Origin of the sequence: Selenomonas oralis, assembly GCF_051603425.1 — a bacterium.
In the GTDB taxonomy this organism is placed as follows: domain Bacteria; phylum Bacillota; class Negativicutes; order Selenomonadales; family Selenomonadaceae; genus Selenomonas; species Selenomonas sputigena_A.
The window spans coordinates 1,158,905-1,168,584 of sequence record NZ_CP194411.1; the positions used below are offsets into that span (position 1 = coordinate 1,158,905).

Sequence of the window (9,680 nt, forward strand, 5' to 3'; positions counted from 1 at the left end):
AAATGGCAAACGAAATGCAGACCGTACAGAACGCTCCGCTAGGTGTCACGGCAGGATTCCAGAGCGCTGAGGGCTTTGCCCTTTTACAGCGCATGGCGACGATGTTCTCAAGCTCGACCTTGGTGCCGACGCAGTTCCAGGGCAAGCAGAATTTCAGCAACTGCGTCATCGCACTTAACATGGCGCAGAGGCTCGGCGCAGACCCCTTGATGGTCATGCAGAACCTCTATGTTGTTCACGGTACGCCGAGCTGGTCGAGCAAATTCATGATCGCCATGTTCAACCAGTGCGGCCGATACGAATCCATTCACTACGAGGAGACGAGCGAGAAGGGCACGGACACGCAGGGTATCATCGCATGGGCAAAGGAGAAGTCTACGGGTGAAATTCTCAAGGGGCCCGCAGTCACCATCAAGATCGCCAAAGAGGAAGGCTGGTACGCGAAGAACGGCAGCAAGTGGAAGACCATGCCCGACCAGATGCTCCGTTATCGCGCGGCGGCGTGGTTCATCCGCACGACTGCTCCGGAATTGTCGATGGGCTTGCAGACCGTCGACGAAGTGCATGACACTATCGACGTCACACCGAGGGAAATCGTGGAGAAGCCCATCGAAGAAATCCAGCGAAACGCCAACGCCGAGGAGCTTGTCCCGCAGATGGAAGAGCCGCAGACTATCCCACATGCGCCAAAGGTGGATATGCCGAAGGAAGCAGCTACCCCGAAGAGGACGACGGTAGCGCCGAAAGCAAAGCCGGATGAAGCCGCCGCAGACGCGCAGGGCACGCTTGAAGGGCCGGGCTTCTGATGCTCGGCATCGACTGCTTCACCTCCGGCTCTTCGGGCAATCTCTACCGCGTGGACGACAGCCGCACTCGCATCCTCATCGAGTGCGGCGTCAGCCTGAAAGAAATTCAGAAGCATCTCGGATTCAGCCTGTCCGCCTGCGCCGCCTGCCTCATCACGCACGAGCACAAAGACCACAGCAAGGCGGTCAAAGACCTCCTGCTTCGCGGTGTGCCGTGCTATATGAGCAGGGGCACGGCACAGGCGTTGCAGGCAGAAGAAGAGCCGTGCGTAGAAATCATCGCGGACAAGGAGACGCGGCGCATCGGCAGTTGGAACGTGACCGCGTTTGGCGTGCAGCACGACGCGAAAGAGCCGCTGGGGTTTTTGCTCGACAACGGAGAAGACCGCGTGCTCTATGCCACGGACACATACTATCTGCGCTACCGTTTCCCGCCCTGCACGGTTCTCCTCGTGGAGTGCAACCATTCCTACGAGATCGTTGACCGCCGCGTGAAGGAAGGGAATCTCGACCGGACGCTTGCCAAGCGCCTCGTCAAGTCGCACATGAGCCTTGAGAACTTCATTGAGTTCCTGCGAGCCAACGACATGACGAAAGTGCGGCAGATTTACCTGCTGCATCTATCCGACGGCAACAGCGACGCCGAAAGTTTCCGGCACCAAGTGCAGCAGGAGACGGGGGCAGAGGTCTATATCGCATAAGGAGGACATCATGGCACAGTTTGAAATCAAGAAAATCAAGCGTGATGGTACTGAGCTCACGTTTGACTACCGGAAAAAGAAAGACAGTCATTTGAGCGCGCACACCTCGAAGTTTTGCGAGATGGCGCGGAAGGAGTTTTACGACACATTCGATGCTCTCGCCACTGGTTTCTGCCAGGGCTTGAAGCTTGTATTTGTCGATCGGGCGGTCACGATGCGATTCGTACCCGTCGGCGTGACCTATGGCGAGGATAAGGATCTGAACAAGTTCGCTATTATCGTCTGCGATTACATCATTCCGGGGACAGTCTTGAAGGTTACGCTCAAGTCACCGCCTTACTGCCTGGCGTCTACGCAGGAAGAGGGGAAGATTGCGGGATATTGGGACGTAGATACGTCGCGTCTCTTGACGAAACTGCGCGAGGAGGCGCAACTGTTCCTCGCAGGGCAGCGGGCGCAGGTCGGCTTGTTCGATGCTTCTACAACAGCGCCTGAGACAGAAGATGCAGAAGGCATGTCGGACGAGCTGCTTGATGAGACAATCCCCTTTGCAAAAGATGCAGCGCGGATCGGCGGCAACGTGTTTCCCATGAGAGGATAAGACTATGGCTGAACGCAGGATGCTTTCCATAAAAATTACATCATCGGCTCGCTTTTTGCGCATGTCGCACGCTTCGCAGGCGCTCTATATGCACCTCGTGATGAACGCGGACGACGACGGCGTAGTAGAGGCGTTTTCTGTCATGCGTCTTGCGGCGGCCACTGAGGAGAATTTGCAGGAGCTTGCGGATCGAAAGTTTATCCGTCTCCTCAATGAGGATCTTGTCGCGCACATCCTCGATTGGGACGAAAACAACAAGATTCGCTCCGACCGCAAGCGCGACAGCATCTACAAGGACTTGTTGGAGCAGGTCGAGACGGAAGAGGAGAATGCAGCCGTCGCGGTCGTCGAAGCGGCAGCCGAACCCGATGCCGAAGAATCCAGTAATGACGCGCCTGCGGCGAATCGCGGGCAAGTGGCGGCGGATTGCGGGCAACTGCCAGCGAATCGCGGGCAAGTGGCGGCGGATTGTCCGCATAGGATAGGTAAGGTTAGGTTAGGAGAGGATAGGGTAGGTACTACTAGGGATTTAGACAGCATAAGCAAGGACAGAGATATAGACACACACTTATGCGCTGAGGCGCCGAGTGCGCCCGTCTCCGCTCCTGCCCTTTCGCTTGTAAAAAATTCCCAGGAGGACACAGCGGCACAGCCGAACCAAGGCGGTGGCATCCGTTCTCCTGCTGTACCCTATGCCGCCATCATGGACGAGTACAACGCGATCTGCGTCTCTCTCACACCCATCAAGGTCATGAGTGAAAAGCGCAAGAAAGAGGCTAAGACCCGCTTCTTACGGGAGTTTCGTGGCGATATGGGAGAAGTCCGTGCTTTTTTCCGCAAGGTCGAGGCGAGCGACTTTCTCTGCGGCAGGAACGGGCATGGTTGGACGGCAAGTTTCGACTGGCTCATGAAGTCCGCGAATGCCATCAAGGTGCTTGAGGGCACCTACGACAACAAGAGGCCGAGAGCGCCAGACATTGAGCGGATTCCGCAGGTGGATGTGGCGGCGCGAGCTATTGCGATACTGGAGGCTGAACACCATGACGAACGAGGTTGAGATTGTCAAGACGCTGACGCCGTACCTTCTGGCTTTCCCACACTGCAAAGCCAACGAGGGAACGCTGGTGATTTACGCGAGGGCGTTGTCGGCATATAACATCGCGGAGATTAACGCTGCCATGCTCAAACTCATGAAAATCTGCAAGTTCTTCCCGACGGTGGCGGAAGTCTGTGAGCAGATCGAGAACCTGCATCAGTTTGTCAAGGGCGAGGCAGGTGAGCCACTTTTGCCATCTGCGGACGAAGCATGGCACGAGGCATGGAGCTTTGCGAAAAAGTATTTTATCTACAAGCCTTGGCCGTTCACACATCCAGCGGTCGAACGAGCCGTGAAGAGCTTCGGCAAGGAAGAGCTTTGTCAGCTTAAGCCGGATGAAATGAACACGGCGAGAGCACAGTTCATGCGCATTTACAATGCGATTGTTGAGCGGCAGAGAGACCGCAAAAAGAATCGGGAGACGTTGAACGCTCTACCGAAAAGGCATGTGGATATGTTGCTCGGGGAATTGGCAGGTAAACTGTCGGTGTTGCCGGGCGGTAGGAAGGAGGCAGGTGCATGAACAAGGCAATCCTCTTGGGGCGGCTGACAAAAGCCCCGGAGATCAAGTACACGCAGAGCGGCAAAGCTGTCGCATCCTTCACGCTCGCCATCGACCGACGAAAGGGCGCGAACGGCGAGAAGCAGGCGGATTTCATCGCGTGCGTCGCATGGGAGAAACTCGCCGAGACTATCGGCAACTACTGCGTTAAAGGGCAGCAGATCGCCGTTGAGGGGCGCATCCAGTCGAGGAGCTACGACGCGCAGGACGGCTCGAAGCGCTATGTGACCGAGGTTGTCGTGCAGAGCATGGAGTTTTGCGGTAAGAAGAGCGACAATGCAGGGCACGGCGCGAACGATGCGACGGATTTCCGAGGCGAGGAAATCCCGTTTTGAGGCAGAGGAGTGAACACCATGAACGAGTACGTCCCATGCAAGAGGCGCGACCCGACGGCCTGGGAAGCCATCGGACGAATACGGCGCGAGGAGAAGGAGCGCAGGAAGCGGGAGGCGCAAGAGAAAGAGCGCGAAGCTGACGAGGGGAGGAGCAGGGATGCGAGAGTATAAGGCCGTCGTCTTTGGCGAGCCGGTGGCGCAGGGCAGGCCGCGCTTTAGCCGGCAGGGCGGCTTTGTCAAAGCGTATGACCCTGCCAAGAGCCGCGACTACAAGCAGTATGTCCGGCTTGTCGCCGCTGAGGAAGCGCCCGAAGTGCCCGTGACGGGTGCGGTGCAGCTCTCGCTCAAGATTTACAGGGCAATCCCCAAGTCGATGAGCAAACGCAAGAGGGAGGCTGCGATCGCAGGACGGCTGCGCCCGACGACAAAGCCCGACGTGTCCAATATCCTCAAGGGCGTAGAGGACGCGCTCAAGGGCTTGTGGTACGCGGACGACAGCCAGATCGTTGGCTATGGGGCGCTGGGCAAGTGGTATGACGATAAGCCGCGCATCGAGATTGTGATGTGGGAGCTCGAGGAGGTGCAGCATGACAAAAAACATTTATGCGGCATATCGAGGCGATGAGTATATCGGTGAGGGCACGGTCGAGGAGATTGCCGCAATGGCGGGCGTGAGCTACGCTACGGCGAGATGGGGGACGAGCCCGACCGCACGACGGCGGGACGCGGCAAAAAGAAAGAATCGCTCCAAGGGAATGCTAATCTTGGAGCTTGTCGGTACAAAAGGAGATGACATATGAGGCACGGAGGACAGAGAAGCCGCCGGTTTATGCGGCGCGAGGAGGCGCGTAGGGCACATCGGCTGCTGGCAGCCCTGGGGCGGCAGGCAGAGTGGCAGAGGCGTAAGGAGCGCGAGGTGGAGCAGGCAGAGAGGGGGCAGACGTGTGAGCGTGTCTAAGAGGCATCGGCGGTTTTTGGAGAGGCTTGAGGCGCGCCGTGAGAGCAAGCGCCTGATTAACGAGGGGCGCAAGGCGAGGCGTGAGAGGCAACGAGAGCCTCGCTCTATGTTGACGCGCGAGGAGAGGCTCACGATGGTGTATGCTTTCCGGTATGCGCTCAAACAGCGTGTGCCGGGGCTGGACAATGTGCAAGCGGCAATGGAGCCGTATCTGCATGAGTTTAAGCCGGGGACGCTTGAGCACATGACGGCTGACATTGATGCGCAGTGGGCTTTGGCGGCGTACGATCCGTCAAGGTACAGCCTTGTGCGCAAGGAGCAGGAGGATTTTAGGGCGATGCTGATGCGTGAGATCGAGGGGAGGAAACAAGGATGAATGACATGCAGGGAATATTTAAGAGGCTGCGCGAGGTGCGAGGGCTGCTCGTTGAGTGTGAGCAGGAAATACAGCGGCTCAAAGAGGAGAATGCGCTGCTGAAGTGTGAGAATAAGCGCATCATCAACGTGATAAAGACGCAGCCGTGCACAAGGTTTTGCGATGCGCCGGCGATGGCATGGATCGCAAAACTTATTGAGGAAACGCATGAGGTTGTGCAGGAGGCGCATATTATCTCGCAGCTCACGGATGAGGAGATGTTAAAAAAGCTGCTCCAAAACGCGCAAATGCGTCTCGCTCTGGAGTTGACGGACGTGATCACGCTATGCACGTCGTGGCTGGATGCTCTGGGTTATGACGAGGAGGCGCGTGGGAAACTGCAAGAGCGCGTGAATGAAAAGAATCACAAGCGGGGGGATTGGGAATGAGTGAATATGGGATAGACATGAAGGCCTTCGTCCGGGATCGGCGACTGAAGGAGGAAAGTTGAAATGGACATAAAGCGATACCAACAGATGAAAATGGGAGAACTCAGAGAGCAACCCAAAGAAGTGTTGCAAGAATTGGCACGACTGAAACAGAAAAACGGAAATGCGTCAGCACTTGCGAGAAAAGCACAGGGAATCCTGTTTTGTGTGAACGGCTGTCAGTTTACGCGATCGCACAATCCGAGCAATACCCATCGAGACGCAAGGCGTCACGGGATGGGACACAATTAAGCAGGTTTGAAGGGCTGTGGAGGTGACGGTAGAGGCTCAAGGAGATCGGGCTATACGGTGAGATTGACAAGGTGGCGCATGCCATGTGGGAGACAGGCGCGGAGGTCATGCGATGGTGGATGGGCGCAGACCATCGCGTGAGAGAGGATGATCGGCAGATCACATTGTTTGGTCTGCGGCTGGATGAGAGGGATGTGTGATGGTAAAACCGATACTGGATGCTTGTTGTGGGAGCAAGATGTTTTGGTTTGATAAGCAGAATCCGCGTGTCGAATTTTGCGATATACGAGAAGTGCCGCGACATGAGTTTTATCCGCAGCGTTACATCGAGATTAGTCCCGATACAGTATGTGATTTCCGGCATCTGCCGTTTACGAGCTCGAGTTTTTATCTTGTGGTATTTGATCCGCCGCACCTTACGCACGCGGGGCCGAAATCATGGACGCGTCTCAAGTATGGATGTCTGGATAAGGGCTGGCCACAGTTGCTCCATGATGGATTTTGGGAGTGTATGCGGGTGCTGAAACCATATGGGACGCTCGTGTTTAAGTGGAGCGAGGTGGACATTCCGTTGCGTGAGGTGTTGGCGGCGATTGGTGCGACGCCTCTTTTCGGGCACCGCAGCGGGAAGAATATGAATACGCACTGGATGTGTTTCATGAAGATGCCTGTGGATGAGACGGATGTATGAGAGAGGTGACAGTCATGATTGAATACAGTTACACTTTTAACAAGTCCGATCGCTATACGGGGGAATATGCCAGTATAGAGGAGGCACTGGCTGAGGCGAGGCAAGAGGCAGAACTTTATCCAGAGGGGGACAAGCCGCATTTGGTTTACATCGGCAGATATAAGCCGTTTAAGCCAGTGATTGAGGCAGAGTGTGTCCTTGAGGTACTGCAGCGTGATGCATACGATGTTGCGGGCGATGCGGCGGAGGGATGGCTGGACAATCTCACGCTCATAGAAATTGAATTGCTGGGGAAGCGTCTGTCAAGAGTGTTTAGGCGATGGGCAAGGCGGTGCGGGCATGAGCCTAATTTTGGCGGGATAAGTAATATTCGCCCGTATGATTTGCGGACTGGGCGAGAGATTTGAGCACAAAAAAGAGCGGCGGAAACGCCGCTCTTTCGGTGCGTGTGGTGACAATGTAGGAGGGCGGATGAAATGAAAGAAGGATTGACGGACGAGGAGTTTCGCAGGCTGGTCAATCTGTGGCGGCGAAGCAGCAGAATCGTAATGATTGTGACCGTATACGAGCGCCCGAAGGATAGACCAAGAAGTTATGTGGCGCGGGCGCATATTTTGGCGCATGGGGTAAAGGCGCCGTATGCGTCGCGGGCGATCTATATCGCCCGCGATACGCTCGACGCAGTACGGGCGGCTATCCCGGAGGATATGGTCAAGATGTGCCGCCAGCCGACGGACGATTCGACGATTGTCGAATCGTATATGTGACATCTGCATTGTCCGATTCGGACACAAAATGAAGAGGACGCTAGAACAGGAGGCATTAGCGTGACAGACGGCGACTGCATCAAGGAGACGAAGCGCATACTGGGACAGTACAACAAGATGAAGGTCGCCGTGCAGAACCTCGCGGAAGAAATTGAGGCGCGAACGGCCGCCCTGCAAGGCGAGTCCGTCGCCATCGCCCGCTATGGAGACGAGCCGATGGGCGGCACGTCGGAGCTGACGGCTACGGAGGCAGCGGCAGAACGGCGCATGAGGGCGGCGCAGGAGATCGCGGAGATGAAAGAGCGCAAGCGGGACATGGAGCGGACACTCAGGGCGGTGGATCGTGCGCTTGCGTGCCTCTCGGCTAATGATGAGCGTCTCGTGCGCGGGCGGTACATCGACGGGTATGCTTGGTGGCAGGTGGCGCGCGAGGCGGGGTATACGGAAAAGTGGGCGCGGGTGCGAGGTGAAAAGTGTGTGCAAGATGTAATGCTGATGATATTTGGTGTAGTTAAAAAGATGGAACAAATGAGATTGGATTTTGATAATAAAAGAGGTTTTTGCAGTAAAATATAGAATCTATGTAATAGATTCTATATTTTACGTGCGTTATCGTGCAAATATCATAAAATTATGATATACTATAATAAATAATATTTAGTATGAAATCAGGAGGGATGGAGATGTTTTTCTTTTTTGACCATACTCCGGAGTTTGTGGGTAAATATACTGCTGTCGATGTTGCGAAATATTTGATCCGCAAATGTGCTTTGGATGGTATGCCTATCAGCAATTTGCAACTCCAAAAGATTTTGTACTATGTGCAGGTACATTTTCTTCAAAAAGAGAATCGTGTGCTGTTCTCGGATGAAATAGAAGCTTGGGCGCTCGGTCCCGTCGTTCGGGAAGTATATATGCGCTACTGTGGATATGGATCGGCAGAGATTTATGAAACAGATATGCCGAGTGCTTCATTTACCCATAATGAAAAGATTGCCATAGATTCTATTGTAAAGGAAAAACGCGCTATAAAAATATGGAATCTTGTCAATGCAACACATGAGCCAGGGAAACCTTGGGATCGTATTTATCGGGGCGGTTTGGGTAATAAAGAAATCATACCAAAGGCTGTGATTGCTCAGTATGCCTGACAAACAAATGAAATTACAAGAACTCTTAAGAGATCTTGCCAAAGACGATACTAGTATAAGCGAACACGGAGTTTTTGAAGCTTATATACGGGAGTTGCGGTATATTTATTCGGATGATTTTCGCCACCTATACTCAGATGTGTTTGGAATTATTACAGGAATTGATAGAGATAGCGCTCATGATCTTAGTATCTTGTCTCGAAATATCAATGCATTGTATAAACAAGCGATTGAAAATAATAAGGACGGAGGCTTGGTAGAGGACACGCTTTGTAAAAAAATTGCAAAATTGTACGATCATGTTAATCTTGATATTGCACGTATCGATTACACACGAAGGATTGCCGATGAACTCAATAGAAAGCATGAAGATATTGCTAAAGGATTGGAATCCATACGTGTGAAAGCAGGGGAGATGCAAAAGGATTATATAACAATCCTTGGCATATTTTCCTCCATCATAATTACCTTTGTAGCAGGGATGGCATTCTCTACTTCTGTTCTTGCTAATATAGATAAAGCATCTATATACCGATTGGTGTTTATTGTATCCTTGCTTGGCATGGGGCTTTTTAATTTGGTAAATCTTTTGCTGAGATTTGTTCAAACCGTTAATAAAGGCTATGATGTGGAAAATGACGGGAACTCTAAACGTATACAACAAATCAACTCTATGATAGTTTTTCTTATCTTACTTGATTGTATTGCTTGGTTGATTTATTGGTGGAGATTTGGATAATCTATGAAACGGTTTGTGGATAAGTCATACAGCGATTTACTTCCGATTTACTTCCGATTTGCTTCCTTGTTTTCACCGAAAATCGTGCTATACTAGTACCATCGAAAATTGCACAAGGGCACAGGGGCAAGCTGAGGCGACGCCCCGGAGGACACTGCTGCGGCGGTGTCCTTTTTGT

19 protein-coding genes are annotated in these 9,680 nt (G+C 53.3%); all 19 read left to right on the forward strand.

Annotation, left to right across the window (positions count from 1 at the left end):
* The first annotated feature begins 2 nt into the window (after positions 1-2).
* Positions 3-806, forward strand: a complete 804-nt coding sequence (locus ACRTGH_RS05485; protein ID WP_368847548.1) for a recombinase family protein — start codon at positions 3-5, stop codon at positions 804-806.
* Positions 806-1,507, forward strand: coding sequence for an MBL fold metallo-hydrolase (locus ACRTGH_RS05490; RefSeq protein WP_368847549.1), 702 nt, complete (start codon positions 806-808; stop codon positions 1,505-1,507). Before ACRTGH_RS05485 ends, ACRTGH_RS05490 begins: the two co-directional genes overlap by 1 nt.
* A gap of 10 nt (positions 1,508-1,517) precedes the next feature.
* Positions 1,518-2,108 (forward strand): hypothetical protein, encoded by a 591-nt coding sequence (locus ACRTGH_RS05495; protein WP_368847550.1) that lies wholly within the window; start codon positions 1,518-1,520, stop codon positions 2,106-2,108.
* A 4-nt stretch (positions 2,109-2,112) separates the two neighbouring features.
* Entirely contained in the window at positions 2,113-3,165 is a 1,053-nt protein-coding gene (locus ACRTGH_RS05500) for a hypothetical protein (protein ID WP_368847551.1), read from the forward strand.
* Positions 3,149-3,727 carry a hypothetical protein gene (locus ACRTGH_RS05505; protein WP_368847552.1) on the forward strand — a complete coding sequence of 193 codons (579 nt, stop codon included), beginning with the start codon at positions 3,149-3,151 and terminating at the stop codon, positions 3,725-3,727. Before ACRTGH_RS05500 ends, ACRTGH_RS05505 begins: the two co-directional genes overlap by 17 nt.
* Positions 3,724-4,101, forward strand: coding sequence for a single-stranded DNA-binding protein (locus tag ACRTGH_RS05510; protein WP_368847553.1), 378 nt, complete (start codon positions 3,724-3,726; stop codon positions 4,099-4,101). The genes ACRTGH_RS05505 and ACRTGH_RS05510 overlap by 4 nt, the downstream gene beginning before the upstream one ends.
* Before the next feature lie 18 nt (positions 4,102-4,119).
* Positions 4,120-4,272, forward strand: coding sequence for a hypothetical protein (locus ACRTGH_RS05515; protein ID WP_368847554.1), 153 nt, complete (start codon positions 4,120-4,122; stop codon positions 4,270-4,272).
* Positions 4,259-4,726: a RusA family crossover junction endodeoxyribonuclease gene (locus tag ACRTGH_RS05520; RefSeq protein ID WP_368847555.1), complete on the forward strand. Its 468-nt coding sequence runs from the start codon at positions 4,259-4,261 to the stop codon at positions 4,724-4,726. The genes ACRTGH_RS05515 and ACRTGH_RS05520 overlap by 14 nt, the downstream gene beginning before the upstream one ends.
* Positions 4,689-4,901 (forward strand): hypothetical protein, encoded by a 213-nt coding sequence (locus ACRTGH_RS05525; protein ID WP_368847556.1) that lies wholly within the window; start codon positions 4,689-4,691, stop codon positions 4,899-4,901. Before ACRTGH_RS05520 ends, ACRTGH_RS05525 begins: the two co-directional genes overlap by 38 nt.
* The gene (locus tag ACRTGH_RS05530) at positions 4,898-5,059 is read left to right on the forward strand and encodes a hypothetical protein (protein ID WP_368847557.1); all 162 of its coding nucleotides are present in this window, start codon (positions 4,898-4,900) and stop codon (positions 5,057-5,059) included. The genes ACRTGH_RS05525 and ACRTGH_RS05530 overlap by 4 nt, the downstream gene beginning before the upstream one ends.
* The gene (locus ACRTGH_RS05535) at positions 5,052-5,435 is read left to right on the forward strand and encodes a hypothetical protein (RefSeq protein WP_368847558.1); all 384 of its coding nucleotides are present in this window, start codon (positions 5,052-5,054) and stop codon (positions 5,433-5,435) included. Before ACRTGH_RS05530 ends, ACRTGH_RS05535 begins: the two co-directional genes overlap by 8 nt.
* Entirely contained in the window at positions 5,432-5,863 is a 432-nt protein-coding gene (locus ACRTGH_RS05540) for a hypothetical protein (protein ID WP_368847559.1), read from the forward strand. The genes ACRTGH_RS05535 and ACRTGH_RS05540 overlap by 4 nt, the downstream gene beginning before the upstream one ends.
* A 63-nt stretch (positions 5,864-5,926) precedes the next feature.
* Entirely contained in the window at positions 5,927-6,154 is a 228-nt protein-coding gene (locus tag ACRTGH_RS05545; protein WP_368847560.1) for a hypothetical protein, read from the forward strand.
* Between the two features lie 199 nt (positions 6,155-6,353).
* The gene (locus ACRTGH_RS05550) at positions 6,354-6,845 is read left to right on the forward strand and encodes a class I SAM-dependent methyltransferase (RefSeq protein WP_368847561.1); all 492 of its coding nucleotides are present in this window, start codon (positions 6,354-6,356) and stop codon (positions 6,843-6,845) included.
* Positions 6,842-7,252 carry a hypothetical protein gene (locus tag ACRTGH_RS05555; RefSeq protein WP_438474786.1) on the forward strand — a complete coding sequence of 137 codons (411 nt, stop codon included), beginning with the start codon at positions 6,842-6,844 and terminating at the stop codon, positions 7,250-7,252. Before ACRTGH_RS05550 ends, ACRTGH_RS05555 begins: the two co-directional genes overlap by 4 nt.
* Before the next feature lie 69 nt (positions 7,253-7,321).
* Positions 7,322-7,612 (forward strand): hypothetical protein, encoded by a 291-nt coding sequence (locus tag ACRTGH_RS05560; RefSeq protein ID WP_368847563.1) that lies wholly within the window; start codon positions 7,322-7,324, stop codon positions 7,610-7,612.
* A 60-nt stretch (positions 7,613-7,672) separates the two neighbouring features.
* Positions 7,673-8,188, forward strand: a complete 516-nt coding sequence (locus ACRTGH_RS05565) for a hypothetical protein (RefSeq protein ID WP_368847564.1) — start codon at positions 7,673-7,675, stop codon at positions 8,186-8,188.
* A gap of 107 nt (positions 8,189-8,295) precedes the next feature.
* Positions 8,296-8,763: a Panacea domain-containing protein gene (locus ACRTGH_RS05570; protein ID WP_368847565.1), complete on the forward strand. Its 468-nt coding sequence runs from the start codon at positions 8,296-8,298 to the stop codon at positions 8,761-8,763.
* A complete protein-coding gene (locus tag ACRTGH_RS05575; protein WP_368847566.1) occupies positions 8,756-9,502 on the forward strand; it encodes a hypothetical protein in 747 nt (248 codons plus the stop codon). Before ACRTGH_RS05570 ends, ACRTGH_RS05575 begins: the two co-directional genes overlap by 8 nt.
* The last annotated feature ends 178 nt before the right edge of the window (positions 9,503-9,680 follow it).